The sequence below is a fragment of the Halobaculum rubrum genome (genome assembly GCF_019880225.1).
Taxonomy (GTDB): domain Archaea; phylum Halobacteriota; class Halobacteria; order Halobacteriales; family Haloferacaceae; genus Halobaculum; species Halobaculum rubrum.
This window is the reverse complement of record NZ_CP082284.1, coordinates 1,361,100-1,387,832: the sequence shown is the minus strand read 5'-3', so window position 1 is coordinate 1,387,832 and position 26,733 is coordinate 1,361,100. Positions and strand designations below refer to the sequence as shown.

The following is a 26,733-nucleotide window of genomic DNA, read 5'->3' as shown; positions in this document are numbered from 1 at the left end:
GACTCACACGACACCCGACGCTGAACGAACGTTCAGAACCCTTATCGGGGCGGACGACGTGAATCGATCGAAACCCGTGCGAACCCCTTCAGCTTCCGTCGTTGCCGTCTGTCTGCTGCTCGTCGTCGGCGGCGTCGCGGGCGTCGCCGCGCCCGCCGCCGCCGACGCGTTCGTCACGATGACCACCGACGTTTCCACGGAGGATCCCGTCCCCGACGAGGCGTTCACGGTCACGACGACGCTGGCGAACGACGACGACAGCGACGACACGTACCGCGTCACCGACCTCTCGGTCGCGGAGGTATCGAACCGCAACTACGACGAGGATGACGAGGAGTTAGCGGTTCTCGACGTTTCCGACCCGCTGGAACCGGGATCCGAGCGGACCTACGACTTCTCGGTCACGCTCGAGGACGCTGGCCAGCAGACAGTCTACGTCCACGCGACGCTGCTCAGCTCCCGCGGCGAGCGCAAGTACGTCGTCCAGCCGGTGACCGTCGACGTCGACCGACCCGACCCGCAGCTCGAACTCGACGTGAGCGACGCCGTCGTCGGCGCCGAGCGGACGGTGAACGTCACCGTCGCCAACGGGCTCGACACGACGGTCAGCCAGATCGACGTGCGGGTCGCCTCCTCCTCGGGCGCGCTGGCGTTCCGAACGAAGGGCCGCGTTCGCGCGACGCTCGCCGCCGGCGACACCGCCGCGTTCACGTTCCCGGCGAGGGCGACCGAGTCGGGCCAGTTCCCCGTCGAGGTGACGCTCGCGTACTCCCTCGAGGGCGACCGTCGAACCGTCACCCGGACGTTCGACGCCGACTTCTCCGAGCCGCAAAACCCCGGCGAGATCCGACTCACCGGGGTGAGCGTGACGCGGGGCCCCGGCGGCGTGCTCCGGATCGCCGGCAGCGCTGCCAACGTCGGCAGCAGCGACGTGGAGAGCGTCCTCGTCAGCGTCGTCGACGGCGACGGGGTCCGGGCCGCCGACCCGCAGCCCGACTACTTCGTCGGCGGCGTGGAAGGGAGCGACTTCGCCTCGTTCGATCTCAACGCCGAGCTGACCGGCGATCGAACCACCGTGCCCGTCCGCGTCGAGTACGTCGTCGACGACGTCCGGCGCTCGTACACGACCGACGTGCGCGTGAGCCAGGCCGCGCTCGCGACCCCGACGCCCGAACCGCAGGGCGGCCCGCTCGGAGCGCTTCCGCTGCTCCCGACCGCGCTCGCCGTGCTCGTCGTCGTGCTCGGGGGCGCGCTCGTGCTCCGCCGGTGATGGCGGGACGCGACGGTGCCGACACCGACGACGCGGATCCTAATGAGGGGACGACCCGCCCGGTCATCGCCGGCCACGACGTGGTGAAAGAGTACGTCACCGGCGGCGAGACGGTGCGTGCGCTGCGCGGCATCGACTTCCGGGTCGACCCCGGCGAGTTCGTCGCGATCGTCGGTCCCTCGGGGTCGGGCAAGTCCACACTCCTGAACATGCTCGGCCTGCTCGACGTGCCGACGAGCGGGCTCGTCGAGTTGGACGGGGTCGACGTGGAGACGTTCGGCGACGCCGAGCGCACCCGCAAGCGCAAGGAGACCATCGGCTTCGTGTTTCAGAGCTTCCACCTCATCCCGACGCTGACGGCCGTAGAGAACGTCGAGGTGCCCCGCCTGCTCGACCGCACACCCCGGAAGACCCGCGACGCCGCGGCCGACCTCCTCGAACGGGTGGGCTTGGGCGACCGGCTCACACACTATCCCGACGAGCTGTCGGGCGGGCAGAAACAGCGCGTCGCCATCGCCCGCGCGCTCGTGAACGAGCCCCGGCTCCTGCTGGCGGACGAGCCGACGGGCAACCTCGACCGGGATACCGGCGATCAGATCCTCGCGGAGTTCGACGCGATCACCGACGAGGGCGTCGCGGTCGTCACCGTCACCCACGACGACTACGTCGCACAGTCCGCCGACCGCGTCGTCAACCTCATCGACGGCACCGTCCGCGAGGACGAGGAGGCGGTCACCGGATGAACCCCCTCGACCGCCTGTGGGGGGCGTTCCCGGCGTTCCTCATGGCGCGCCGGAACGTGGCGCGGGCGAAGACGCGCTCGGCGCTGGCGGTCGCGGTCATCCTCATCGGCGTCGTCGCCATCGGCGCCATCGGGGCCGGCGGCGTCGCCTTCCAGGAGTCGCAGTTCGAGACGCTCGGCTCCATCGGCGCGGACATACAGGTGTTCGCCGGCGAGGACAACGAGAACGGCTACCTCACCGCGGCCGACGTCGGTCGGATCGACCGCGTCAGCGGGCAAGCGGAGATCGTCCCGCTGAAACAGGAGAGCGCCGACGTGATCCGAGGTGGCTCGACCGCCGGGCGGGCGACCCTGTACGGCGTCGGGGAGCCGTCGACGCTGTACGAGGTACGCGAGGGCTCGATCCCGGCGAACTGGCGCAAGGGCGTGCTCGTCGGGTCGACGCTCGCCGAGCGGTACGACCTGCGCCCCGGCTCGAAGGTGACGCTCCGCCGCACGGTCACCGAGGACGGGGAGACCGTCCGGCGGACCGAGGAGTACCGCGTGACGGCCGTGCTGGCGCAGGGCGGACGAGCCGACATCGCCAATCCCAACGAGGCGTTCGTGCTCCCGCCACAGGAGTTCGACGACGACGCCTTCGCGCAGGTGATCGTCCGCTCAGAGGACGCGACGGCGGCCAACGAGACCGCGATGGAGATCAAGCGAACGTTCAACGGCCGCCGGCAGCTGGTCGCCGTGTTCGAGCGCGGCGACATCGCCGAGCAGATCGACGAGGCGTTCCGGCTGATCAACCTCTTCCTCGTCGGCATCGGCGCCATCTCGCTGGTCGTCGCGGGCGTTTCCATCGCCAACGTGATGCTCATGTCGGCGATCGAGCGCCGCGAGGAGATCGGCGTGTTGCGCGCGGTCGGCTACCAGAAGCTCGATATCGTTCGGATCATGCTCGCGGAGGCGACGCTGCTCGGCGTCGTCGGGTCGCTGCTCGGCGGCGCGGTCACGCTCGGGATCGTCGCGGTGATCAACGACGCCCTGCTCGGGGACCCGTTCGCGTTCCCGCCGGGATCGCTCCAGTACGTCGCCGTGGGAATGGTGTTCGGCGTGATCGCGAGCCTGCTCGCGGGAATCTATCCCGCGTGGACGGCCGCCCGTGAGCGGCCCGTGGAGGCGCTGCGTGGCTGACATCGCTGCGACCCCGAGGCGTCCTCCCCGTCGGCGGCGACGGTTCCGCCGGCTTCGGGGAGTTCATTACCGCTCGTCTTCGAGAGGTGTCGAGGGATGAGCGACGGCACCAACGGCGGATCCGACGCGGGCAACGGAACCAACGACGGGTCCACTGCGGGCGACGCGGACGACGTGAACGATGAGCCGGACGTTGACACGCTCATCATGGAGGCAACCTACCGCGCGCTGTGCGAGCACGGCTACGCCGAGTTGAGCGTCTCCCACATCGCCGCGGAGTTCGAGAAGAGCAAGTCGCTGCTGTACTACCACTACGACTCCAAGGACGACCTGATCGCGGGGTTCCTCCGGTTCGCGGGCGATCACTTCCTGACGATGCTCGACGAGGCCGAGCGTGAGGCCGACTCCCCGGTGCAACGGATCCACGCGTTCGTCGACATCTACCTCGGGGCGGAGGTCGAGGACCTGATGGCCGAGGCCCAGCGCGCGATGATCGACCTCCGGGCGCAGGCGGTCTCGGAGCCCCGCTTTCGCGAGGAGTTCACGCGCATCGACGAGCACCTGCGCGAGCGACTCGCGAGCGCGATCGCCGACGGTGTCGAGTCGGGTGCGATCGACGGGACGATCGACCCCGACGAGGCGGCGACGTGGCTCCTGTCGACGCTTTCCGGCGCGATGCTCCAGCGCCACACCGCCGACTACGACGTGGTCACTCCGGTCCGGGCGATGCTCCACGGCTACGTCGACGAGTTCGCTCGCGCGTCGCCCGACCCTGTCCACGGCGACGGGGCCGACGGCGACCCCGACGCCGATCACGGCGACCCCGACACCGATCACGGCGACCCCGACACGTCGCGGGAGTGATCGCCGAGCACAGGCTTTTCACGCCGGCCGAACTGTCATATCATATGGCAGACGACTCGACTGCAGACTCGTCAGCGTCGACGACCACCCGGAGCCTCTCGCGCCTCGGCCGCGTACTGTTCGGCCTCGGTCTCGCGGTGCAGGCCTCGGAGGACTTCCGCGACATGGAGGACTCGATCGAGTACGCCGAGTCCGCGGGCGTGCCCGTTCCCGAACTCGCGGCGCCGTTCGCCTCGGGGATGATGCTCGTCGGCGGGGTCGGGATCGCCCTCTGGCGGCTCCCGCGGATCGCGACGGGCGCGGTCGTCACGTTCCTCGCGGCGGTGACGCCGACGATGCACGACTTCTGGAACGAGGAGGGCGACGCGAGCGGCGAACGGCTCGCGTTCTTCGGCAACCTCGCGATGTTCGGCGCGGCGCTGGCGTTCCTCCGGGAAGCGTACCGATCGTAACGCTCGACAGGGCCACACTGACGGCCGCGTTCCCCGCCGTCAGTTGCTTTCAGAACATATATCGAATAAAAATCAATAATTACTAAGCTGTTTCTCAGTCACGCGTCAGTGACGATGACGAAGGCACTCAAGGCGTCCGGATTTCTCGGATTGGCGGTGATGATGGCGGTAGGGCTACATCAGTTCGTCATACTGTCGGGGGGGTCGGCAGTCCCGCCGTGGATGATCGGCGGTCACGCCCATCTGGGCGTGCTGTCGATCCTCGCGATCGTGATGGGGTTCGCGGTGCCCGCGGTGGGCGTGGTCGACCGGCTCCGGACCGCGGTCACCGGGCTGTTTATCGCCGGGCAGTGGGGAATTCCGGGGATCGTCTGGCTCGGCGAAGGCTTCGGCCTCACGTTCCTCATGCCGACCGGGTTCCTCTGGGGCGGCGCGCTCATCGCGTCCATGCTCATCATGCTGTACAAGACGGTGACCGGCCCCGATTCCGCGGGAAGCGAACGGTCGGGCGTCGCGCCGGCGGACGACTGAGCGACGGTCTCGTCTCCTTCGGCCGCGCGCTCGGTGACTACACGTCGCGGCGGGCGAACAGCGCGATCGCCGCGAGCAGGAACAGCGCCGTCACGCCCACCAGCACCGCGACCGAGTCGAGGGCGTACTCGCCGCGAACGAGGACGGCCGTGGGGTCCAGATACCGCGCCGGCGAGAGCGCGCCGACCCACTCGTAGTCGCTGCCGGTGACGACCGCCTCGACGATCCACGTGGCGAACACGGCGCCGAGGGCGACCCGTCCGGCGGTGCGCCCGCCGTCGACGACGACGCCGAGGAACAGGCCGACGGCGCCCCACGCGAGGAGGTACGGTATCGACAGCGCGTGCAGTGCCAACAGCCGGGTCACGGAAAGCCCATCGCCGACGGCGACGGAGACGCCGTACAACGCCAGTGGGACGACGAGGTTCACGACGGCGATCGGCACCAGCAGCGCGAGAAACGTCCCGACGAGGACGCTCGCACGCGGCGTCGGTGCCGACAGCGTCGCGTCCAGCCGATCGGAGGCGACGCCGCCGGCGACACGACCGGCGGCGACGTAGGCGACGTACGCCGCGAGTCCGACGATCCACCCCAGCGTGTAGAACTCGGACGCGAGCAGGCCGGCGACGCTTCCGAGCGACTCCAGGCCGAACAGCGCACGCAGCGCCGGCGGCAGCGCCTCGGTCATCGCCTCGATGTCGACGCCGGCGGTGACCTGCGGACCGATCCAGACGTACAGCGACCCGAACAGCGACAGCACCACGGCGGCGGCGACCGACGGACCGACCAGTCGCTCCGCCTCGTAGCGAGCGATCGTCAGCGTCGCGCTCGACGGCGCTCGAGGGTCGGTGGCGTCGCCGCCGCGTCGCCGCCGCGCGGCGTCCGCGTCCGCCACGTCGTTCGTCACACGTCCACCTCCCGAAACCGGACGGTCGCCGCCGCGAGCAGGACGGCGGCCGCGCCAAGCAGTATCCCGGCTCCGGCGAGGTCGTACTCGCTCGCGGTGAGCACCGCGACCGGGTCGTAGTAGTGTGCCGGTGCGACCATCGCCAGCCAGTCGAGGTCGGTGCCGGTCACGGCGACGCTGACGACGTACGTGGCGGCGATCGCACCTGCTCCGGTTGCCTCAGCGATCCGTCGGCTCGGCGCGAGCACCGAACACAGCGTCCCGACGGCGACACAACACAGGAGGTACGGCACCGACAGCGCGTGGACGGCGACCACGTCAGCGATCCGGAGCGGGTCGTCGATCAGCACCGACCCGCCGTACACGACGGCGGCGACGACGACGTTCGCGAGCGCCACCGGGAGGAGGTGCGCGACGTACGTCTCCGCGAGCAACTGTGTCCGCGAGATCGGCGCCGCGAGCACCAGTTCGATCGTGCCGTCGTCGATCCGGCCCGAGAGGCTCCCGGCCGCCAGGTACGCGACGTACGTTCCCAGCCCGAACACCCAGCCGAACACGTACAGCTCCGCCGCCATGAACCCCGCGAGCGTTCCGATCTGCTCCAGGCCGAACGACTCGACGAGCGACGGCGGCAGCTGTTCGGCGTACGCCGTCAGGTCGACCTGTTCGAGCAGGCCGGGGGCGACGAGCAGCATCGTTCCGCCGAAGGCCGCCAGCGACGCCGAGGCGACCACGGCGCCCACGATCCGGCGCTCGCCCTCGTAGCGGGCGACCTCAACCATCGGTGGACTCCGTGGGACGCTCTCCCCGGTCGCCGTCACGGTCGCGTTCGGGCTCGCGCTCGCGGGCGTCGGCTGCGTGCTCGGCGCCGCGGTCGTCGGCGCCCGCCTCGGTCGGTCGACGGGTCGCCGCGCCCTCGCGTTGCCCCTCGTCGTAAAACCGCATGAACACCGCCTCCAGCGGCGCCTCCTCGATGGTGAGATCGAGCAGATCGAACCCGCCGAGCCACTCGAGCAGCGGCTCGTACGCGCCGGTGTAGGTGAACGAGACGGTCGAGGCGCCGTCGTCGGCCTCGGCGGCGGTCTCGGTCACCTCGACGTCGTGGGCGTCCGCGAGCGTGACGTCCTCGGGCGCGAGCGCATTTGTAGCGTGAACGCGGACGGTCTTCCCGCTGCGTTCGAGCAGCGCCTCGACGTCCTCCAGGGCCGCCAGCCTGCCGTCTCGGATGATCCCCACGCGATCGCACACCTTCCGGACCTCGCTCAGCACGTGCGAGGAGAAGAAGAACGTCGTCCCGCGGTCGCGCTCGTCGCGGACGAACTGATGGAACTGCTCCTGTTTCAGCGGGTCCAAGCCGGTCGTCGGCTCGTCCATGATCACGAGATCGGGGTCGTGCATGAACGCGATCACGATCGCGAGCATCTGCCGGTTGCCGCGCGAGTACTCGCCGACATTGCGGTCGAGCGGCGGATCGAACAGATCCAGCAGTTCGTCGCTTCGGACGTCGCCCCGGAGCCCCGCGTGATACTCGAGGATGCGCCGGCCGGTGACGCGGTCGTCGAACGACGGCTCGCTCGGGAGGAAGCCGACGTTCGCACGGGCCCGCCGGAGCGCGCGGACGTCGGTGATGTCGGCGCCGAGTACCCGCGCGGTGCCCGCGCTCGGCGACTGAAAGCCCATGAGCGTCCTGATGGCGGTCGTCTTTCCCGCGCCGTTGGGACCGAGGAAGCCGAACACCTCGCCGGAGTCAACGGCAAAGGAGAGGTCCTCGACGCCGCGGACGTCTCCGTAGTACTTCGTGAGTCCGTCGAGTTCGAGCGGGGGCATCTCTCCGTATACGTGGACCGCGACGGGACATCAGTATACCGTCGCTACCCGAATCCGACCGGAACACCGCCGTATTCGTCCGTCGTCGGCCGATCTCGACTTCGCAACACTCATAACTCCCACCGACCTACAGTCGATGCCGAAAGACGAACGCGGATCGGCAACGTCTCAGTCCATTGGGGTAGCTGGCCAATCCTGTTGCCTTCTGGGGGCAACGACCCTGGTTCGAATCCAGGATGGACTACTTCTCTTCGCGCGCTTCATGTCGAACCCGTTCGTACCGTAGCAACGGGGTTTCCACACGAAACAAGGGGGTCTACCCGGTCCACGGTCCGTCGCTTGCTCTCCGTGGGGTGCGACCGTCCTCGCCACACTGGTTGTCGCCGGTCCCACCGACACTCCCGTTGTTACGGGGTCCCCGACCGATTTACGTTCCCGACGTCACGTCCGCGCATGGTCGCTCTCGATCCGCTCTCGCTCCCGGTCGTCGGGGCGGGCGTCATCCTCGTGTTGCTCGCGTGTTCGGCGTTCTTCTCCAGCAGCGAGATCGCGATATTCAGCGTCGAGCGCTACCGCGTCGGCGTGCTCGCCGAGGGTGGCGGGAACGGCGCCGTGCTGGAGGCGCTGCGCTCGGACCCCCATCGGCTGCTCGTGACGATCCTCGTCGGAAACAACGTCGTCAACATCGCCATGTCGTCGGTTGCGACGGCGATCCTCGTGGCCGCGTTCCCCGCCGGCGTCGCCGTGACGGTGTCGACGGTCCTCCTCACGGTCGTCGTGCTGGTGTTCGGGGAGATCGTTCCCAAGTCCTACGGCGTGGCGAACGCGGAGTCGTGGGCGCTGCGGACGGCGCCGACCGTCCGGCGCTTCCAGCGGCTCGCCGGCCCGGTCGTAACGGGGTTCGACCTCGTGACGCGACGGCTGAGCGCGGCCGTCGGCGGCGAGGCGGCGATCGAGGCGCCGTACGTCACCCGCGACGAGCTGGCGGCGCTGGTCCGCTCGGCCGAGCGCGGCGGCGAGATCGACGCCGACGAGCGCGAGATGGTGGAGTCGGTGCTCGGGCTCCACGAGATCACCGCCGGCGACGTGATGGTTCCCCGCGAGAACGTCGTCGCCGTCGACGCGAGCACCTCGATCCGCGACGCGGCGACGCTGGCGGCCGACGAGCGGGTGACCCGCCTTCCGGTGTACGACGGGTCGCTCGACGAGCCCCGCGGGGTCGTCGACCTCCGCGACTTAGAGCGGACGCTCGCGCTCGACGAGTCGGTGCCGATCGAGCGGCTCGCGACGGCGACGCCGTCGGTTCCGGCCTCCGAGCCGATCGACACCCTGCTGACTCGGATGCAGGACGCGCGCGTCCGGATGGCGCTGGTCGTCGACGACGCCGACAGGGTCGTCGGGCTCGTGACCACGCAGGACGTGCTGGAGGAGGTCGTCGGCGACCTGTTCGACGTAGGGACCGAGGCGAGCATCCGGGCGGTCGCCGACGGGGTGATGGTCCGCGGCGACGTGTTCCTCGACCGCCTCGACGCCGTCTTCGGGACGACGCTCTCGGCGGACGCGCCCGCGGACGCCGGGACGCTCGCCGGCTACGTGTACCACCGGCTCGGGCGCGTCCCTCGCTCTGGCGAGCGGGTTGACCTCGACGGGATCGCCGTGACGATCGAACAGATCGACGGCGAGCGCGTCCGACGGATGTTCGTTGAACGGACCGGGTCGACGGGACCGTCGTCGGTCGGGGAGGGGTCTCCGGAATAGTCTTACTCCCGGCGGCGGACGCACGGGCACATGCCGCTTCTCCAGGGGACGGCGGTAGCGATCGCCGTCGACCTCGGGTTCGTGGCGGCGGCCGTCGGCGGCCTGTGGGTCGGGGCGAACTGGTTCGTCGCCGGGGCCACGAGGCTGGCCCGTCGCCTCGGCCTCTCGGGGCTGGTGATCGGGCTCACGGTCGTGGCGTTCGGGACGTCCGCGCCCGAGTTCGCGGTCACGGTCGACGCGGCGGTCGCGGGCAACCCGGACATCTCCGTCGCGAACGTCGTCGGGTCGAACGTCGTCAACCTCGGGTTCGTTCTCGGCGGCGCGGCGCTCGTCCGGGCGCTGCCCACCTCCCGGGATCTCGTGTGGCGCGACTCGCTCGTCCTCGTCGGCGTCACCGCGCTCGTCCTCGGACTGCTGTGGGACCTCCGACTCGAACGGCTCGAGGGGGTCCTCCTGCTCGGTCTCCTCGTCGGGTACCTCGCCGTGCTCGTCCGGTCGGGATCCGTCGGCGGGGCCGTGGACACGGCCACAGTGAGTTCGTTCGAGCGGACGGACGCCGCCCGGCTCGTCGTCGGGCTCGGGATCGTCGTCGGGGCCGCTCACCTCCTGGTCGGTTCGGCGGCCGACCTCGCCGGCGCGGCGGGGGTCTCCGACTGGGTTGTCGGCGCGACGGTCGTCGCGCTGGGCACGTCGGCCCCGGAGTTCGTCACCTCCGTCGCGGCCGCACGCCGGGGACGCGCGGGACTGTCGGCCGGGAACCTCGTCGGGAGCTGCGTGTTCAACTTCCTGGGCGTCCTCGGCGTCGCCGCCGTCGTCGCCCCGCTTCCCGTGAGCCCTGCGGCGGTCTCGGGGACGACGTGGCTCCTCGGGACGGTCGTGCTCGTCGCCGTGCTCTTCGGCACGCGTCGCGTGCTCTCGAAACCCGAGGGGGCGCTGCTGATCGCGGTGAACGCCGTCAACTGGGCCCTCGACTTCCTTCGGTAAGCCTCCCCCGGTCGGTCGCCTCATACGGGGGCCCGCTACTTCCTGACGTCCAGCAGCGCGACGCGCTCGTGGATCACGTCCGCGAGGGATCCCGTCGTTGCCGCCAACTCCGTGTCGCTGATGTCGAAGTACGCCCGAACGAGCGTTTCGTCGTAGTCGCCGAGCGTCTCCGCCGGTTCCAACAGATCGCGGACGGCCGACGCGGCCGCGGCCTCGTCGCCGGGGCGGTCAGCTCCCTCCTCGGCGGCGACGAGCACGACGACGGCGCACTCGCCCTCGGCAACGCCGAGCGTGAGCGCGCGGTCGATCTGCCGCCTGCCGGCGGCGTACAGCATGACCTCGACGCCGCGGTCGCGGGCGACGTTCTCGCCGCGGTCGAAGGCGCGGTCGGCCAACTCCAGTGCGCGTTCCAGCTGTGTACGGTCGACGACGTAGCGGGCGTCGAACGCCTGGACGGTGCAGCCGGTCTCCTCGCCGATCGCGGTCAGCTCGTCCAGAAACGCGTCGAGGTCGTCGATCCCCGCCTCGCCTTCGACGAGTCTCACGAGAAATCACCGAAGGTCGCCTGCCCGCTCCCGTCGTCGTCCGCGTCGCTTCCGGCGGTCGCAGCCGCCGACGCGGTCGCGTCCTTCTCGACGCCGTCCATCGAGGGATCCTGTCGGCCGACGGCCTGCAGGACGTTCTCGGCGGTCTTCTCGCGCCCGCGCAGCGCGCCGAGCACGACCGACTTGTCGGCCTCGCGCAGCTCCGCGCGGGTCTCGATGCCGGCCTCGAACAGCCGGCGGGCGCGCTTGCGGCCGACGCCGCGCACGCCTGCCAGATCGAGCAGTTCCTCGCTCACGCCGTACTCCACGCGCTTTCTCGCCGCGCGGACGTCGAGCACCACGTCGAGATCGAGTTCGTTCGCCAGTTGCTCTGCGGCGCCGAGGAGCCACTCGGCGGTGTCGACCTTTCCGCGGATGTCGCCCGGGCCGACGCCGTAGCGCTCGGTGATGGCGTCCTCGTCCAACTCGCTGGCCCAGTCCTCCAACAGCCGCGCGGTCTTGAGCGCCGCTAGCCAGTCCTCCCACGCCACGTCCTCGAACTCCGAGGGCGCGTGCCCGAGGAACTCCTCCTCGCGCTCGTAGAACTCCTCCCCGTACGTCTCGCGGTCGCCCGACTTCAGGTACAGCTGGTACATGTCGGGCGTTCGCGCGACGAGGTGGTACAGGCCGAGCGGAGTGATCGTGGGATCGTCGCTGTCGGCCGACGTGGAGCCGTCCGCTCCGCCGGCGTCGCCGTCCGTGCCGTCCGTGGGGCCGTCGGCGACGAGGTCGTTCCCGGTGACGAAGCCGGCGTCGGCGGCGTCCTCGGGTACTTCGGCGGTGTCGTCGGCCACCTCGCCGTCTCCCGCCGGGCGGCTCCGCCGGTTCGCTGTCACCGCGTCGGCGCCGCCGGAGTCGACGCCCTCGCGGAGGCCGTCGACGATCTCGGCGGCCGACATCGGGTCGAGGTAGAGCCGGGAGACGGTGTGCCCGATCCCCGTCGCGGTGAGCGTCCCGTCCTCGCGCTCGAGGAAGTCGTTGACCGCGAGGTACTCCAGCACGCGGTCGGTGACCTCCGCGAGGCGCGCGTCGTCGCCCGTCTGGCTCGCGTACAGGGTGCGATCGAGGAACTCCAGCAGGCCCTCGCGAGTCGTCGCGAACCCGGAGGCGACGGTCGCGAGGACGTGCGTGCGGAGGGCGGGCTCGGCGGCCAGTTTCGAGCGAACGTCCTCCGGCTCGGCCCAGATGTAGCGCTCGAACAGCTCGTCCATGGTGTCGCGGTCCTTCGCCAGCAGGACCGCCTCCCCGTACGGGTCGAGTCCCGGTCGCCCGGCACGGCCCATCATCTGGTGGACCTCCAGCGTGTCCAGCGGTTTCATGCCGCCGAACTCGCCGTCGTAGCGCTTCCAGTCGCGGACGACGACGCGGCGGGCGGGCGTGTTCACCCCCGCGGCGAGTGTGGGCGTCGCACAGATGCACTTCACGAGGCGGTCGCGGAAGGCGTCCTCGATCAGGCTTCGGTGCTCGCTGGCGAGTCCGGCGTGGTGGAAGGCCGCACCCTTCCGGACGCAGTCGGCCAGATCGTCGGAGGTGTCGGTGTCGGACACGTCGCGGATGTCGGCCGCCAGCCCCTCTAACTCCGCTCGCTCGCCGGGGTCGAGCCGGTCGGCGGTCACGTCCGCGAGGCGCTTGGCCGCGCCCTCGGCGTTGCGGCGGGAGTTGACGAACACGAGCGAGGAGCCGCGCTGGCCGTCGATTTCCTCGTCGAGGGCGTCGGCGACGAGCGCGGCCGTCTGTTTCTGCCCCTTTCCCACCGGAACCTCGCGCTGGCTCCCGTCGTCGAAATTGATCGCGTTGCCGTAGTGGACGCCCATCCGCAGGTCGATCGGGCGCCAGTCGGACTCGACCAACTCGGCGTCGAGCCAGTCGGCGACCTCGTCGGCGTTGCCGACCGTCGCCGAGAGCGCGACGACCTGCAGGTCGCGGTTGATCTTCCGGAGCTTCGCGAGCGTCACCTCCAGCGTCGGCCCGCGGCCGCCGTCGTCGACGAGGTGGACCTCGTCGGCGACGACGCAGGTGAGGTCGCTCACCCACGGCGCGCCGTTGCGTACGAGGGAGTCGACCTTCTCGCTCGTGGCGACGATGACGTCCCGGCTCGCGAGCCACTCGCCGTCGGACTGGTAGTTGCCGGTGGAGACGCCCACGTCGACGCCGAACTCCTCCCAGCGCTCGAACTCCGTTTTCTTCTCGCTGGCGAGGGCCCGCAGCGGGACGATGTACAGCGCCTTCCCGCCCCGCTGGACCGCCGACAGAATCGCTAACTCGGCGATGAGCGTCTTGCCGGAGGCGGTGGGCACGGAGGCGACGACGCTCGCGCCGTCGGCGACGCCGGCCTCCACCGCCGCCGTCTGGGGCGGATAGAACTCCTCGATCCCCTCCGCCTCCAGCGCCTCGGGGACGCCGTCGGGCAGGGTCGAGAGATCGGAGGGTCTCATTACCCGAGGTAGCGGGGTTCTCGGGTTTAACTTGTCGGAGAAGTCGTCTGGGGCGTGGGCCGTGACGGGGCCGGGACGCTACGGCTCGTGGACGTGCCCGCACTCGGGGCACTTCACTTCCTCCCCGCGCACCTCCGCGCTCGCCTCGCGAACGTCGCGCATCACCGACGAGATCTTGTCCTCCGCGGCCAGCTCCTCCTCGACGGTCAGGTCCGCGCCCTCGACCTCCAGGAGGAACTTCGCGACCTCCGTCGACTCGTACATCACGTCGTCCAGGTCCTCGGCGGTGAAGAAGCCGGACATCGCGCCGTAGAGGAACGTCGCGCCCGCCTTACGTACCTTCTCCTCGAAGGAGGCGCGCGCTTGGTTCACCGCCTGCGGGGTGTACGTGTCCGTCATGAACGGCACCAGCTGCGGGAGGTTCTCGCCGATCTTCGTCATCTCGACGCCCGTCTCCGTCCGGAAGTCCGCACACAGCCGCGCGATCGCCCACTCCCGCGCCGTCACGTACGTCCGGTCGCGAAGGAACTCGTTGACGCGGTCGTACTCCGCGCGCTCCATCTTCTGGAAGCGGTCGTACTTCGCCACGTCGTCAGGGACGTCCCGAGGCGCCCCCGAGTCCGACGACTCGGGACCGTCGTCGGCCGCGTCCCCGGTGGCGTCGCCGTCGGCCTCGTCGGCGCCGACGTCCGGTCCGGGAACCGACCCCGACGCGTCCTCCGTCGATCGGTCGCCGCCCGAGCTGTCGTCGGCCGGATCCGCCCCGTTGTCGGGGGGAGCGCCGACGACCTCTTCGCCGGCGCCCTCGCCGCCGTCGGTGGTCCGTCCGTCGGAACCGTCGGCACCGCCGGCGGCGGTCGCGTCGGCGTCGCCGGCCTCGCTTCCCGCGTCGTCGGTCATGGCGCTCCGTAACCGAGCGACCGTGAAAAACCCGTCCCCCGCGCGTCCGACGGTCGGCGGACGACTCGGCGGCCCGACGGCCGAGTCGGCGGCACGCTTTTGTCCGGGCCTCCCGACCGTCGGCGCATGAAGGTACTGCTGGGCATCGGCGGAAGCGACGACTCTCTCCGGGCGCTCGAGGACACCGTCGAGCGCGCGACGGCCGCCGGCGACGACCTCACCGTCGCGGTCGTCGAGAACCCCCGCTCGGAGCGCTCGCCCGAGGAGGTCGACGACCGCGTTCGAACGGTGCTCGCGGACGCGGACATCGACGCCGCCGTCCGCCACGTCGAAGGCAATGCGGGCAGCCGACTCGTCGCGATCGCCGAGGACGAGGGCTTCGACATGATCGCCATCGGGGGCGGCGAGACCAGCCCGATGGGGAAGATCAACCTCGGTAGCATCGCGCAGTTCGTCCTGCTGAACTCCCACGTCTCGGTGAAACTGGTCCGATGAGCGGCGATCGCGTTTACCCCGACGAGCCCGCCGGCCCGTTCGAGGCGCCGCCGCTGGAGTTCGTCGACGGCGAGGACCGCGACATCGAGATCCGACCGTACCCCGACGACGCCGACGGCGAGTCCGGCGAGGACGAGTTCGAGTCGCTCGTGGAGATGTACACCGCGTTCGATCCGGCCGACCGCGCGCAGGGGATCCCCCCGGGCCGGGAGTCGGACGTGCGCTCGTGGCTGGAGACGATCCTCGGCAACGACGGCTACAACGTCGTCGCGTGGGACGGCGACACCGTCGCGGGCCACGCGACGCTCGTCCCCGACGGCGACGCCTACGAGCTGGCGATCTTCGTGCTTCAGGCGTACCAGGGCGCCGGCATCGGCACGCACCTCATGGAGGCGTTGCTGGGGTACGGCACCGCCAACGGCGTCGACAGGGTGTGGCTCACCGTCGAGCGGTGGAACCGCGCGGCGGTCGGCCTCTACAAGAAGGTCGGCTTCGAGACGAGCGACGCCGAGTCGTTCGAGCTGGAGATGACGGCGGCGCTGGCGGATCCGGCGTAGCGGTTCACGCGTCGGTTTCGGCTTCCGACTGCGGTGTCGGTCGGTGTGATTCCGGTTTCTCGTCCGCCTCTGTGTCGGTCACACCGACAGCACGGGCTGGCTCGCGTACAGCAGCACGTACTCGGCGGCCTTCTCCAGCACCTCCCCGGGTTCGCCGGTGAGCGGCTCGCGCGGGATGACGATGAAGTCGGCGTCGATGTCCTCGGCGGTGTCGAGAATGACCGACCCGGGGTGGGTGGTCTTGCGTTTCGTCGAGAAGCCGTACGCGATCGACGAGGAGACCTCGACGTCCTCCCCGTGGGCGAGATCCCGGACCGTGTCGGTGAACGCCTCGGTGTCCTCGGCGATCTCAGACTGATCGACGACCGACTCCTCGATGGCGCGGACGACCTCCTCGCCGAGCACGTACACGGCGTGGACCTGCGCGTCGTACCGCTCGGCGACGGCGACGGCGTACTCGACCGCCGTCAGTGACTCGTCGCTCCCGTCCACTGGGACCAGCACGCGTTCGACGGTCAGGCTCATACGGATGCCTGCGGCGGATGGCGTGAAAGGTGTTCCCCTCGGGTACGCCGCGATCCCCCGCAGTCCGTGGGTTCGGGACGTGAGTCACCCCCGCCCTCGCGGCGATCGGTCGTCCGGAGTACTCGGCGCCGGCAGGGTACCCCACCGCGGAAGACTACTTCAGCGTCGACAGGTCACTCCAGCGCCGACAGCGAGAGCTCGAAGGCGGCGACGGGGACCTCCACGTCCCGGTCGACCAGCACCTCGGGGTGGAGTTCGCCGACGACGCCGACCGAGTCGCCGTCGACGACGACCGCGCCGACGCGGCCGTCGAGGAAGCTGGGGTGCTCTGTCGCGGGCGTCTCCAGTTCGGCGTCGAAGTCGTCGCAGACGGCCTGAAGCCGCGCCTTCGCGTCCTCGTAGGTGGCGTCGGTGCGCGCGAGCACGCCGGCGACGCGGTGGTCCTCGGCGACGCGGGTGTTCACGCCGTCGTCGCGGCGGGCGACGAAGCCGACCTCCGCGAGGTCCTGCGGGTAGCTCCGGTGGGTGTTGTTCTCCAGCACCTGCACCAGCGAGGGGAGCGCCCACGTCCGAAGCTGGGTGTAATCCTCGCTGTACGGGCTGGTGATCTCCGCACGCGGCTCGGCGCCCAACGGGGCGTCCGACAGGTCCGCGCCCGGCTCGCGCTCGTCGAGGCGCATCCGGTCGTAGTTCTCCGCGCCCGATGTCATGTGGAAGTTCAGCATGTCCTCGAAGCCGAGGCCGACGAGGCTCGTGCGCACCGCCCGCTCCAGCCGCGAGCGCTCGTGGCGCCCGCCGATGGTGCCGATGTCGGGGTACGTCGGCTCCAGCTCGTTGAAGCCGTACGCGCGCCCCACGTCGTCGACCAGGTCCAGCGGGTGGAGCACGTCGACGCGGTACGGCGGGACATCCACGTCGTAGACGGTCTCCTCCTCGTCCACCTCGGCGGAGTCCGTCTCCGCCTCGTCGCGACGCAGCGAGTAGGCGGCGTCGAGCCCCGACCGCTCGAACAGATCGACGACCTCGTCGCGCTCCAACTCGACCCCGAGCATCGTCTCGATGCGGTCGTGCGTGACGGACTTCTCGTCGACCTCGAGATCCGGCCGGATCAGTTCCGGGCCGTACTCGTCGGGGTACGTCGCCCCGTCCGTGTAGTCGACCTGCACCTCCTCGACGGTGCCGCCGCGCGCGGAGAGGGCATAACAGAGGACCACGCACATCTTGTCGATGGTCCACTGGTCGGTCCCGGTCAGCTCGATGAACAGGTCCCGGGAGTCGGTGTCGACCTCCGTGCGCTTCCCGTTGATCACCGGCGGGAACGAGAACAGCCCGAGCTCGTCGTAGATCGCGGGGTATCGATCGAGGTCCCCGACGAGGTCGGCGTACGTCTCGCCCGTGTCGTGGTCCGCCAGCACGTCTCCGGGCGTCATCTCGGCGTTCGCGTCCAGCGGAACGAACCGGTCGCCATCGGGCTCGACCCCGCGGTAGGTGATCGTCTTCTCGGTCGCACCGAGATCTGCGGTGGCGGCGTCGATGGTGCCCGACGGCTCGTTCTCCTCGGTGAGCGCCTGTCCCTTCAGCATCGTCAGGTCGTGGACGCCGATCGCGCCCTTCGCCCGGCCGCGCCCCATCGTCGCGTGGAGCTTCTCCTGCAGTTGGATCAGCGACTCCAGGCCGGACTCGCCGAGTTCGACGCCGCGGACGACCGCGCCGGTGACGTACGGACGCTCGTCCGGCACCGACGGGTCGACCTCGATGGTCCAGCCGGCGTCGTTCGTGTCCGGGACGTACACGCCGCGGTCGGCGCCGTACTGATAGCGCAGCGAGCGCGCCACGCCCTCGACCGAGAGTCGATCGAGGCGATCGGGGCCGAACTCGAACTGAAGCAGGCCGTCGTCGGTGTCGCCCTCGTACTCCAGTCCGAGCGCGAACAGGTCCTGCTTGAACTCCTCGTCGCTTTTGTCCTCGCCGGTCAATCCTCGAAGCTCGTCCGTGTCGATGTCGACGACTGGCATCAGTAGGTCACCTCCGCGTTCCGCAGGAACTCCAGATCCGCGAGCGTGCCGTGCAGGTCGCGGATGTCCTCGGCACCGGTCGTGAGCATGGCGAGGCGCTCCAAGGCGAGCCCCCACGCCATCACGTCGCAGTCGATCCCCAGCGGCTCGAGCACCTCGTCGCGGAACATGCCCGAGTTGCCGATCTCGATCTCCTCGCCCGTCTCGGGATGCTCGCCGAACAGCTCGAAGCTCGGCTCAGTGTAGGGGTTGTAGTGCGGCTTGAACCGGATCTCCTCGATGCCGAACTGCCGGTAGAACTCCTCGAAGGTGCCCATGAGGTCGCGCACCGAGAGGTCCTCGGCCATCACCCACCCCTCGATCTGGTAGAACTCCAGCAGGTGGGTGGCGTCGAGCGTGTCGTTGCGGTACGCCTTCTGGACCGAGAAGTACCGCTTGGGGGGGTCGATGTCGGCGTTCGCGTACCCCGAGAGGTAGCGCATCGACAGCGACGTGGTGTGGCCGCGCAAGGCGATCGCCCGCGCGAAGTCCTCCGACCACGGCGAGTGGTAGCCGTCGCCGTCCTCGCCGACGCCGTCGCGGTGGGCGCCCTCGACGCGGTCGACCAGTCCCTCGGGGAGGTCGGCCACCGGCGGCACGTCCAGCGCGAAGCGGTCCCAGTGGGTTCGCGCCGGGTGGTCCTGCGGCATGAACAGACAGTCGTTGATCCAGAAGTCGGCGTCGGCGTGGGGGCCGTCCATCTCCCGAAATCCCATGCCGACGAGCACGTCCTTCACGCGCTCGGACATGCCGCGGAGGACGTGCTCGCGACCGCCCTCGACGGCCGGCGCGTCGGCCTCGACGTTGTACTCCGCGAACTCCACGTCCTTCCACTCGCCGCTCGTCAGGAGTTCGGGCGTGAGTCGGTCGACCGTCTCGGCTGCCTCGACACCCTCCATCAGCGCGGTGACGCCCTCGTCGGTGAGCGTCACCGAGCGGACGGTCCGCTCGTCGAGGTCGACGAGTCCCCGGCTCTCCAGTCGGTCGAGCACGTCGTCGTCGTCGACGGGTTCGCCCTCGGCGAGCGCCGAGAGCGCGGCGGCCTCGGGGTCGGCGTCGGGGTCGGCGTCCGCGTCCGCGGAGACCTCCCCGGAGTCGACGACGCCGTACCCCTTCCGGGCGTAGTTGGCGAGCGCGATGTCGACCTCCGGCCCCTCCAGCCCGGCGGCGCCGATGGCCTCGCCCATCCCCACGTCGCCGCCGGCGTCGCGGGCGGCGCGGAACAGGCGGACCTCGGGCAGCCCCTCGCCGCGGTACGTCTCGCCCTCGTCGGTGAGCGTCGCCGACTCCTCGACGCGCTCCTCGACGGCGACGAGCCCCTCGTCGCGGAGGTCGAAGGCCGCCCGTGTCACCGCCTCGGGCTTCAGGTCCGTCTCGTCTGCGAGCTGTTCGATCGGCTTCGCGTCGGTCGCGCTGGCGGCCTCCAGCAACGCGACCTGCGCCTGTGGGAGTCGCATTCGGTTGTATGCGTGTCGGTGTGGTCGGTGGTTAGTCGTGTCGTTCCCGTGCGCGCCGTTCGGCCGGGAACCGGTCGATACCCGCGGCGGCGACCCGGTTCGGTTTCGCGCGGCGGCGACCCCTCGACCGCCCCCGCGCTCCGCCGGGGTCAGCGACGCGGGAAGAAGAAGCCGGACCCGTCCCAGTCGGTGGTCGGGTGCGATGCCTGCGTCGTCGCGGCGGGTCCGGTCGCCATACCGGAGATCCGGCTCCGGGCCGACAAAAGCGTTCGGCCGATGGAACGGACGCTGCCGAGTGGTAGCGCACGTTGCAGCGCTCCTTATGCTCTCAGCCGGCGTCCGATCGCCATGGACTCCTCCAACACCGGCTCCCTCAAGCACGCGGCCATCGGCGCGGCCGTCTCGCTCGTGACGTTCTTCCTGCCGTTCTCGCCGGCGATCGGCGGCGGCGTCGCCGGCTACCTCCACGGCCCAGACCGGACGGAGGGAGCGAAGGTCGGCGGACTCTCCGGGCTGCTCGCGGCGGTGCCCGGCGCGGTGCTCGTCACGCTCGTCGCGTCGATCTTCGTCATCGTCGGTCCCGGCCAACGCTCGGCGTTCCTCGTCGCGTTCGGCGTGTTTCTCGTGGCGCTGCTGTTCACCGTCGTCTACGGCGGCGTCCTCGGTGCCGTCGGCGGCTTCCTCGGCGCGCTGCTCAACGAGGAGTTCGACGGCCCCGTCGAGACGGATCCTGCCCGGCTCCGCGGCGACGCTCGGGACGCCGAATCGGGTCTCGGCCCGGACCCCGACCCGGAGCTGACCGAGTTCGACGAACCGATCGACGAGTCGGCGGGCGTCTGATCGACCCGCTCGGCGCCCGATTCTCTGCCGCCCGCTTGACCCGATAGCCGTCTCACCCATAGCCATCTCACCCGATCCGATACCCCGCTCACGCGACGTTCCGCTCGACCGGACCGTCGCCGTGCTCGAAGCGCTCCCTGCCGAGCCCCGACGCGTCCACGGTCGACGACTCGCCGTCGAGCACCAGCTCCGCGACGATCGTCGCCGTTGCGGGCGCGTGCTGGAACCCGTGCCCCGAGAACCCCGCGGCGGTGACGACGCCCGGAACCGACTCCTCTACGATGGCGTGGTGGTCGGGCGTCACGGCGTACAGGCCGGCCCACCCGCCCGCGAGGCGTGTCTCAGGGCCGAAGTAGTCGGCGGCGTCCCCGGCGCGCTCGACCGCCTCGACGGCCCAGTCGGTGTCGGGCGTCTCCGAGAAGCGGTCGGCATCGACGACCGGGTCCCGCCCCCCGAAGTGGCCGCCGACGAGCGCGCGTCCGTCGCGTTCGGGCCGGAAGTGCGCGGTCGTGTCCGCGTCGATAACGAGCGGGTCGGACTCGGGAACCGGGCGTTCCGGCTCGACGACGGCGGTCTGCCTGCGATGGGGCACGATCGGGAGGTCGTAGCCCGCGGTCTCGGCGAGTCGCGGCGCCCACGCGCCGGCGGCGTTGACGGCGGCGTCGACCGTGACGGTCCCGTCCGGGTCGTCTGTCAGTTCGACCCGCACACCCGACTCCCGGGGGCGCAGCCCTGCGACGGGCGTGTTCGTTCGGATCTCGGCGCCCTCCCCGCGCGCCGCGCGTGCGTACCCCTGGAGCGCGAGGTGCGGGTCGGCGAAGCTGTCGTCCGGGCAGTACGTCCCCGCGACGAACTCCTCGGCGCGGAGTCCAGGACACAACTCGGCGGCTTCCTCGGGGGAGACGGTCCGGCTCGCGACGCCGCACTCGTTTTGCATCGCCACCTGCTCGGCGAAGGCGTCGGCGGTCTCGGGGTCGCGGGTACAAAACAGATAACCCGTGTGTCGGCGGTCGATGTCGACGCCGAAGCGCTCCTCGAAGGCGTCCCACACGTTGATCGACGCGACCGAGAGCTCGACGTTGACGCGGGTGGAGAACTGCGCGCGGATCCCGCCGAGCGCGCGGTCGGTGCTGCCGGCGCCGAGGCTCCCGCGCTCGAACAGCGTCACGTCGACGCCGCGGGCGGCGAGCTCGTACGCGCTCGCCACCCCGACGATCCCGCCGCCGACGACCGCGACGTGCATGGCCGGACTCATGACATCCCGTCACATGAACGTTGCCGCCGATCGGCCCACGGGCGGTCCACCGACGGTTCGGAGGGCGAGGAAACATCGAAGTCCGCCGGCCGCGACCTGTTCCCCATGCACGTGTTCGACGACGACGCGGTCGCCTCGTTGCTCGCGCTCGACGACCTCCTCGGGGTCGTCGAGCGGGCGTTCCTGAAGCAGGGCCGCGACGAGGTCGAGCGTCCCGACCGGCCGCACTTCCCGGTCGGCGAGGGGCTCGACGGCCGCGACGAGCCGGCGGGAACCGGGCTCGCGATGCCCGCGTACGTCCACGGCGACCCGGCGTACGCGACGAAGCTCGCGTCCGTGTTCCCCGGCAACGCCGATCCCGAAATCGACCGGCCGACGGTACAGGCGCAGGTGCTGCTCACGGACGCGGCGAACGGCGAACCGCTCGCGCTGTTCGCCGGCGAGCGGATCACGAACGCTCGGACGGGCTGTATCGGCGGACTGGCGGCGCGGGAGCTTACATCCGGAGCCGGCCCGGTTGACCTCGCGGTGATCGGGGCCGGCCAGCAGGCGCGCTGGCAGACCCGCGCGATCGACGCGGCCCGCGGCGTCGACGGGGCGCGGATCTACTCCCCGACCCCCGATTCGCGCGAGGGCTGTGCGGCGGACCTCCGCCACGAGGGGATCGCCGCCGAGGCGGTCGACTCGGCGGCGGCGGCCGTCCGCGACGCCGACGTGGTCGTCACCGCGACGACGAGCGAGACGCCGGTGTTCCCGGGCGACGCGCTCGCCGAGGGCGCGCTCGTCGTCGCTGTCGGCGCCTACGAGGCCGGGATGTGCGAACTCGACGTGACGACGTTCGAGCGGGCCGACCGGGTGTTCGCGGACGTGCCCGAGGAGGTCGCCGCTATCGGCGACATCGTCGACAACGGCGTCGATCCGGATCGACTGCGACCGCTGTCGGACGTACTCGCGGGTGCGGCCGGGCGGGAATCGGCCGACGAGGTGATCGTCGTCGAGAGCGTCGGCTCGGCGGTGTTGGACACGGCGACCGCGAACTACCTGTGGGGGGAAGCGAGTGAGAAAGACGGGGAAGAGATCGCGTTCTGAACGCGGGTGCGAACGGCGGAGGGTTACTGAGCGAGAGGCCGTCGGCTACTCGCCGCCGCTCTGGATCGCCGTGATCGTGAGTCCGTAGGTCGTGCCGCACTCCTCGCAGACCGCGACGGTGCTGACTTCCACGTCGCCGCCGCGCGTGAAGTCCGACACCTCCTCGCCGCACTCACACTCGAACGAATACTCCATCGTATGTGGTCCATGCAAGACGTGTCAAAACGTCTTTCGGTCGAGGTTCCGGATCTGATTTCCCGGCCGCGCTATCCTCCCGGGGTGGCTCGGCACGGAGACCTCGCCGTTCACGAGACCTGGGGTCTCGTGAGCTGACAGATCGCGGCGCGATTTGTGAACGCCGTCCCGCCGAGGCGCTCGCTTCGCTCACGGCTCGCTCCGCTCGCCGTTCGCGTATCCGAGGCCTCACTCGCTCCGCTCGTTCGACCTCGCTACTCCTCGTCGCCGGGGATCCCCCGCCGCGACCCGTCCACGTCGAGATCGATGTCAAGGTCCGCGAGCAACTCCTCTGCCTCCTCACGTTTCTCCTGGTGGTCGGCGAGGAACTCCTTCATCAACGTCGCCGCCTGCTCCTTGCAGCCGCCACAGAGCCGCTCGCCCCCGACGCACTCCTCGTACACCTCCTCGGCGAAGCCGTCGTCGTCGTTCGCGAGCAGGTACGCGTACAGCTCGTACACCGGGCACTCGTCGGCCTTCCCGCCGAGTTCGCGCTGCTTGTCGGCCGTCTCGCGGCCGCCGGTCGTCGCGGACTTCACCTTGTCGTACCCTTCCTCGGGGTCGTCGAGCAGCGAGATGTGGCTCGCTTCGATGGAGGAGGACATCTTCCCGCCCGTCAGGCCGGTCATGAAGCGGTGGTAGATCGAGGAGGGCGTGTAGAAGCCGAACCCGCCGTTGTCGACCTCGACCTCGCGAGCCAACTCCTCGGCGTCCTCCCGATCCAACTCGAAGGAGTCGATGTGGGCGTCGAAGACGCGCTTCTCGCCGGGCACCGCCTCGATGAGCGCCTCGAAGGCGTCCTCGTCGGCGTTGCGGTCGAGGAAGCGCGTTCGGGGACGAAGCGGCTCCATCCCGGCGTTCTCCAGCTTCTCGACGGCGCTCGCGCGGGCGGACTCGAACTCCGCGTCCACGTCCGCGTCGGCGAGCCACGCGGCGGCGTTCTCACACCGCGGCGTCTCGGGGTCGTCGGCCCACGCCTCGCGCTCGTCGTGGACTCGGCGGACCAGCACGCGTTCGGCGGCGTCGAACTCTGGGCTGGCGAACGCCTCGGTCACCCTGAAGTAGCGCGTCTTGCGCGCGATGTCCCGCGAGAAGCGGACGTGTGGGTCCTGGTCGGGACCGACGGGAATGACGGTCGGCTTCGGCTCGTCCAACTGCGGGTAGAGGATGTCCGCCATCTGGGTGACGACCGACTGCATGTGCGAGACGGACGTCTCCCCGCCGAAGCCGTAGATGGACTCGAACTCCGCGAAGCGCGCGTTCGATCCCAGCTCGAACGCGAGATCCTGCAGGCGACGGTTCGTCGACTGGCGGTACAGCTCTCCCTCCTCGGGATCGAACCCGAGCGCGAGCAGCGAGAGGAGGTAGTCGCGGGCGTGTTCGTCGATGGCCTCCCACGTCAGCCCGCGGGCGGAGTGAGCTTCGAGGTCCGCGATGAGGCCGTACGTGTCGGCACCCTGCTCCTGGTGGTAGATCAACTCGTCGAACACGAGCTTGTGGCCGATGTGCGGGTCGCCGGTGGGCATGAACCCCGAGAGGGCCGCGGCGGGCTCGTCGTTGGCGAGCGCCCGGGCGACGGCGCCGTAGTCGCGGTGGCCGAAGATGACGCCACGGCGCATGAGGTAGTGCGGCTCGGGCACCTCGTCGATGAGCGTCTCGAACTCCTCGATGCCGAACTCCTCGAACAGCTCGCGGTAGTCCGCGACGGTCGCCGAACCCCACGGGTCGAGCGCGACGCCACCGTCGGTTCGCGCTCGCTGCGTTTCGCTGTCGGCTCCGTCGTGACCCCGTTCGGGGCCGGTGTTGTCGTCGCTCATGGGGTGAGTCGCTCGACCGTCAGGTAGTCGTTCGAGTCGTCGCCGGCGAGCGCAAAAACCATTCGCTTCCGCACGCCGCCGGCGAGGCGCACGTCCAGCGCGAGCTCCCGCGGGTGAAAGCGGTGATCGGGCGTCACCACCCGCACGAGACACTCCGAGTGAGGAAGCTCCGCCACGGACTCCACCGCGTCGTAGGTGCGGAAGTCGGCGCCGAACTTGTAGCCCGTCTTCGGGACGACCCCGCGATCGCGAAGCTCTCGGTACACTGCGAGGCGACGGTCGAACCGCTCGCCCTCGACCTCACGCCCGCAGTCGATCACCGCGTCGGCGTCGAGGTCGACGGCGCCGCGGGCCGCGAGGTCCGCGGCCTCCAGAAGCGACAGCTGCAGCGCGTCCACGTCGGCGTCGTCGCGGCCGGAGACGGGCTGGCCGTAGAACGCCGACTCGTACAGCGCGGTCGGCGGCGACCAGCAGACGACGCGGTCGTCGAACAGATCCGCGTCCAGATCGCTGGGGAGGTCGCACTCGGTTCGGCCGTCGAAGCCCCCGCCGGCCGCGCACGCGAAGTACGACACCTCGCTCTCCTCGTCGACGACGGCGAGCGTCCGATCGACCAGGTCGGCGGTCACCAGTTCCTCGCGCTCGCCGACGACGCGGACACGGTGAGCCACCGGGCCGCCGGGCTTCTCGCCGCGCTCGAACACGAGGATGTCCTCGTCGGCATCGCCGTCGCGGTCCGCCTCCCCGTCGGATCCGTCCGCGGTCCCCGGCCATCCCTCGCGGGCGGGCGCGAGGTAGAACCCCCGCTCGCGGAGGTCGGCGTACACGAGGAACCGGGCGGCGAACCCGGGTTCGCTCGCGACGCTGTCGCGGAAGAACGCCCGGAAGTCCATCCCCGACACCGACTCGAGGTCGCCGCGGTACAGCAGGTGCGCCGCCTCCACGCGCGCGAGGGTCACGTCCGGGCCGTCGGCCCGTCCGTACCCCCGGGCGTCGTGGAAGCGCTGGCGGGCGTCGCCGCGCGCGCGGACGACGTCGCCATCGAGTGTCGCGTTCATTGTGTGTATCGGTGGGTGGTCGGCGTATAGGGGCTGTGATCGTGTGTCTCGTCGTGGTACGTCGTGCCGAAGCTGTCGCTGCCGCGGATTCGCCGCGTCGTCGACGGTCAGTCAGGGGTTGTGGTCCGGGTCGGCAGGCCGGTCCAGTTCGCAGGTGCCGTCGAGACAACGCACCCCCGTCGCGGTCTCGAAGCGCGGGAGCCCGCAGGTACACTCGCCGGCGAACACGCCCGCGGGCACCGAGAACGCCGTCTCGCAGTCGGGATAGCCGTCGCACCCGAGGAACGCCCGGCCGCGATGCTCCCGGACGCGGAGGTCCCGGTCACAGTCCGGGCAGTCGAACCGACGATCCAGCGTCTCGCGGACGGCGTCGGTCATCGAGTCGCACGCGTAGTCGATACACAGTCGGAGCGACTCGCCGCGCTCGACGGTCATCAGCGGGAGCCCGCAGTCGTCGCAGGTGTCGTCGTCGTGGACCGTCGCGCCGGACGGGAGTCCGTACCCCTCGTCGCAGCCGAGACAGACCACGTCGCCGCCGGCGCGGACCAGCGCGGCGCCGCAGTCGAGGTCGGGACACTCGCCGACGGGGACGCCGGCGTCGCCGACCGGCAGCTCCACCACCTCGCCGGCGTCGTGCGATCGGACCGAGAGGGTGCGGCCGGCGTCGTGGGCGGTGACGGCGAAGCCGTCGTCGTCGGCCTCGACGGTGAGCGAGTCGGGGCGCGTGAGCCACGCGACCGGCTGGTAGCCCGAGCGGTCGTGGACTAAGAGCGTGCGGTCGGGTTTCGCGAGGACGACGACGCGCCCCCGTTGCGTGCGCGTGTCGCCGGTCGTCGTCTCGAACCGCGTCGTGCAGTCGCCCGCGAGGACGGTGGAGGTCGCTGGCATAGGGTGGCTGGTGCCGTTTCCCTATTTGGAT

Annotated in this window: 26 protein-coding genes and 1 tRNA gene; 13 read left to right on the top strand and 14 right to left on the bottom strand. The window is 70.4% G+C overall.

Annotation, left to right across the window (positions count from 1 at the left end):
* Nucleotides 1-76 precede the first annotated feature (76 nt).
* The 6 genes from K6T25_RS07325 (at nucleotide 77) to K6T25_RS07300 (ending at nucleotide 5,038) form a co-directional block, all read left to right on the top strand.
* Nucleotides 77-1,270, top strand: coding sequence for a COG1361 family protein (locus K6T25_RS07325; RefSeq protein WP_222917621.1), 1,194 nt, complete (start codon nucleotides 77-79; stop codon nucleotides 1,268-1,270).
* Nucleotides 1,270-2,013: an ABC transporter ATP-binding protein gene (locus K6T25_RS07320; RefSeq protein WP_222917619.1), complete on the top strand. Its 744-nt coding sequence runs from the start codon at nucleotides 1,270-1,272 to the stop codon at nucleotides 2,011-2,013. The genes K6T25_RS07325 and K6T25_RS07320 overlap by 1 nt, the downstream gene beginning before the upstream one ends.
* The gene (locus K6T25_RS07315; protein ID WP_222917617.1) at nucleotides 2,010-3,191 is read left to right on the top strand and encodes an ABC transporter permease; all 1,182 of its coding nucleotides are present in this window, start codon (nucleotides 2,010-2,012) and stop codon (nucleotides 3,189-3,191) included. Before K6T25_RS07320 ends, K6T25_RS07315 begins: the two co-directional genes overlap by 4 nt.
* 96 nt (nucleotides 3,192-3,287) lie before the next feature.
* Nucleotides 3,288-4,055 (top strand): TetR/AcrR family transcriptional regulator, encoded by a 768-nt coding sequence (locus tag K6T25_RS07310; protein WP_222917616.1) that lies wholly within the window; start codon nucleotides 3,288-3,290, stop codon nucleotides 4,053-4,055.
* Nucleotides 4,056-4,099: 44 nt separating this feature from the next.
* The gene (locus K6T25_RS07305) at nucleotides 4,100-4,507 is read left to right on the top strand and encodes a DoxX family protein (RefSeq protein WP_222917614.1); all 408 of its coding nucleotides are present in this window, start codon (nucleotides 4,100-4,102) and stop codon (nucleotides 4,505-4,507) included.
* Nucleotides 4,508-4,621: 114 nt separating this feature from the next.
* On the top strand, nucleotides 4,622-5,038 hold the full coding sequence (locus K6T25_RS07300; protein WP_222917613.1) for a DUF8059 family membrane protein: 417 nt from the start codon (nucleotides 4,622-4,624) through the stop codon (nucleotides 5,036-5,038).
* A gap of 37 nt (nucleotides 5,039-5,075) precedes the next feature.
* Here K6T25_RS07300 and K6T25_RS07295 read toward each other — a convergent pair whose 3' ends face one another.
* The 3 genes from K6T25_RS07295 to K6T25_RS07285 are packed head-to-tail and all read right to left on the bottom strand — an operon-like array spanning nucleotide 5,076 to nucleotide 7,772.
* Entirely contained in the window at nucleotides 5,076-5,945 is an 870-nt protein-coding gene (locus tag K6T25_RS07295; RefSeq protein ID WP_222917611.1) for an ABC transporter permease subunit, read from the bottom strand.
* Nucleotides 5,942-6,727 (bottom strand): ABC transporter permease subunit, encoded by a 786-nt coding sequence (locus K6T25_RS07290; RefSeq protein ID WP_222917610.1) that lies wholly within the window; start codon nucleotides 6,725-6,727, stop codon nucleotides 5,942-5,944. Before K6T25_RS07290 ends, K6T25_RS07295 begins: the two co-directional genes overlap by 4 nt.
* Nucleotides 6,720-7,772, bottom strand: a complete 1,053-nt coding sequence (locus tag K6T25_RS07285; protein ID WP_222917608.1) for an ABC transporter ATP-binding protein — start codon at nucleotides 7,770-7,772, stop codon at nucleotides 6,720-6,722. Before K6T25_RS07285 ends, K6T25_RS07290 begins: the two co-directional genes overlap by 8 nt.
* Nucleotides 7,773-7,942: 170 nt before the next feature.
* Here K6T25_RS07285 and K6T25_RS07280 point away from each other — a divergent pair.
* The 3 genes from K6T25_RS07280 to K6T25_RS07270 all read left to right on the top strand — a co-directional run bounded on the left by K6T25_RS07280 (nucleotide 7,943) and on the right by K6T25_RS07270 (nucleotide 10,514).
* Nucleotides 7,943-8,016 (top strand) — tRNA-Gln (locus tag K6T25_RS07280).
* A 209-nt stretch (nucleotides 8,017-8,225) separates the two neighbouring features.
* Nucleotides 8,226-9,530 (top strand): hemolysin family protein, encoded by a 1,305-nt coding sequence (locus tag K6T25_RS07275; protein ID WP_222917607.1) that lies wholly within the window; start codon nucleotides 8,226-8,228, stop codon nucleotides 9,528-9,530.
* Between the two features lie 30 nt (nucleotides 9,531-9,560).
* Nucleotides 9,561-10,514, top strand: a complete 954-nt coding sequence (locus K6T25_RS07270) for a calcium/sodium antiporter (RefSeq protein ID WP_222917606.1) — start codon at nucleotides 9,561-9,563, stop codon at nucleotides 10,512-10,514.
* A gap of 35 nt (nucleotides 10,515-10,549) precedes the next feature.
* On the opposite strand, the gene cgi121 is transcribed toward K6T25_RS07270, so the two are convergent.
* The 3 genes from cgi121 to K6T25_RS07255 form a co-directional block, all read right to left on the bottom strand.
* Entirely contained in the window at nucleotides 10,550-11,059 is a 510-nt protein-coding gene (cgi121, locus tag K6T25_RS07265; protein ID WP_222917605.1) for a KEOPS complex subunit Cgi121, read from the bottom strand.
* Nucleotides 11,056-13,533: an ATP-dependent DNA helicase gene (locus K6T25_RS07260; RefSeq protein ID WP_222917604.1), complete on the bottom strand. Its 2,478-nt coding sequence runs from the start codon at nucleotides 13,531-13,533 to the stop codon at nucleotides 11,056-11,058. Before K6T25_RS07260 ends, cgi121 begins: the two co-directional genes overlap by 4 nt.
* 78 nt (nucleotides 13,534-13,611) lie before the next feature.
* Nucleotides 13,612-14,433 (bottom strand): DUF5806 family protein, encoded by an 822-nt coding sequence (locus K6T25_RS07255; protein WP_222917603.1) that lies wholly within the window; start codon nucleotides 14,431-14,433, stop codon nucleotides 13,612-13,614.
* A gap of 126 nt (nucleotides 14,434-14,559) precedes the next feature.
* Between K6T25_RS07255 and K6T25_RS07250 the strand changes: the two genes are divergently transcribed.
* Nucleotides 14,560-14,928 carry a universal stress protein gene (locus K6T25_RS07250; RefSeq protein ID WP_222917602.1) on the top strand — a complete coding sequence of 123 codons (369 nt, stop codon included), beginning with the start codon at nucleotides 14,560-14,562 and terminating at the stop codon, nucleotides 14,926-14,928.
* On the top strand, nucleotides 14,925-15,485 hold the full coding sequence (locus tag K6T25_RS07245; RefSeq protein WP_222917601.1) for a GNAT family N-acetyltransferase: 561 nt from the start codon (nucleotides 14,925-14,927) through the stop codon (nucleotides 15,483-15,485). Before K6T25_RS07250 ends, K6T25_RS07245 begins: the two co-directional genes overlap by 4 nt.
* A 78-nt stretch (nucleotides 15,486-15,563) precedes the next feature.
* Here K6T25_RS07245 and K6T25_RS07240 read toward each other — a convergent pair whose 3' ends face one another.
* From K6T25_RS07240 to pheS, 3 genes are all read right to left on the bottom strand, one after another.
* Nucleotides 15,564-16,010 carry a universal stress protein gene (locus K6T25_RS07240; RefSeq protein WP_222917600.1) on the bottom strand — a complete coding sequence of 149 codons (447 nt, stop codon included), beginning with the start codon at nucleotides 16,008-16,010 and terminating at the stop codon, nucleotides 15,564-15,566.
* A 173-nt stretch (nucleotides 16,011-16,183) separates the two neighbouring features.
* Nucleotides 16,184-18,025, bottom strand: coding sequence for a phenylalanine--tRNA ligase subunit beta (gene pheT, locus K6T25_RS07235; RefSeq protein ID WP_222917598.1), 1,842 nt, complete (start codon nucleotides 18,023-18,025; stop codon nucleotides 16,184-16,186).
* Nucleotides 18,025-19,521: a phenylalanine--tRNA ligase subunit alpha gene (gene pheS / locus K6T25_RS07230; protein ID WP_222917597.1), complete on the bottom strand. Its 1,497-nt coding sequence runs from the start codon at nucleotides 19,519-19,521 to the stop codon at nucleotides 18,025-18,027. The genes pheT and pheS overlap by 1 nt, the downstream gene beginning before the upstream one ends.
* A 348-nt stretch (nucleotides 19,522-19,869) precedes the next feature.
* On the opposite strand from pheS, the gene K6T25_RS07225 reads away from it, so the two are divergent.
* Nucleotides 19,870-20,361: a DUF5518 domain-containing protein gene (locus K6T25_RS07225; RefSeq protein ID WP_222917596.1), complete on the top strand. Its 492-nt coding sequence runs from the start codon at nucleotides 19,870-19,872 to the stop codon at nucleotides 20,359-20,361.
* Nucleotides 20,362-20,449: 88 nt separating this feature from the next.
* Here K6T25_RS07225 and K6T25_RS07220 read toward each other — a convergent pair whose 3' ends face one another.
* Nucleotides 20,450-21,604 (bottom strand): NAD(P)/FAD-dependent oxidoreductase, encoded by a 1,155-nt coding sequence (locus K6T25_RS07220; protein WP_222917594.1) that lies wholly within the window; start codon nucleotides 21,602-21,604, stop codon nucleotides 20,450-20,452.
* A gap of 117 nt (nucleotides 21,605-21,721) precedes the next feature.
* Here K6T25_RS07220 and K6T25_RS07215 point away from each other — a divergent pair, with 117 nt between their 5' ends.
* Nucleotides 21,722-22,705, top strand: coding sequence for an ornithine cyclodeaminase family protein (locus K6T25_RS07215; RefSeq protein WP_222917593.1), 984 nt, complete (start codon nucleotides 21,722-21,724; stop codon nucleotides 22,703-22,705).
* Nucleotides 22,706-22,750: 45 nt separating this feature from the next.
* On the opposite strand, the gene K6T25_RS07210 is transcribed toward K6T25_RS07215, so the two are convergent.
* From K6T25_RS07210 to K6T25_RS07195, 4 genes are all read right to left on the bottom strand, one after another.
* Nucleotides 22,751-22,900, bottom strand: coding sequence for a hypothetical protein (locus tag K6T25_RS07210; protein ID WP_222917592.1), 150 nt, complete (start codon nucleotides 22,898-22,900; stop codon nucleotides 22,751-22,753).
* A 254-nt stretch (nucleotides 22,901-23,154) separates the two neighbouring features.
* A complete protein-coding gene (locus K6T25_RS07205; RefSeq protein WP_222917590.1) occupies nucleotides 23,155-24,756 on the bottom strand; it encodes a tryptophan--tRNA ligase in 1,602 nt (533 codons plus the stop codon).
* Complete coding sequence (gene endA, locus K6T25_RS07200) at nucleotides 24,753-25,814, bottom strand: tRNA-intron lyase (protein WP_222917589.1); 1,062 nt, start codon at nucleotides 25,812-25,814, stop codon at nucleotides 24,753-24,755. Before endA ends, K6T25_RS07205 begins: the two co-directional genes overlap by 4 nt.
* A 111-nt stretch (nucleotides 25,815-25,925) precedes the next feature.
* The gene (locus K6T25_RS07195; protein ID WP_222917587.1) at nucleotides 25,926-26,702 is read right to left on the bottom strand and encodes a topoisomerase DNA-binding C4 zinc finger domain-containing protein; all 777 of its coding nucleotides are present in this window, start codon (nucleotides 26,700-26,702) and stop codon (nucleotides 25,926-25,928) included.
* Nucleotides 26,703-26,733: the final 31 nt, after the last annotated feature.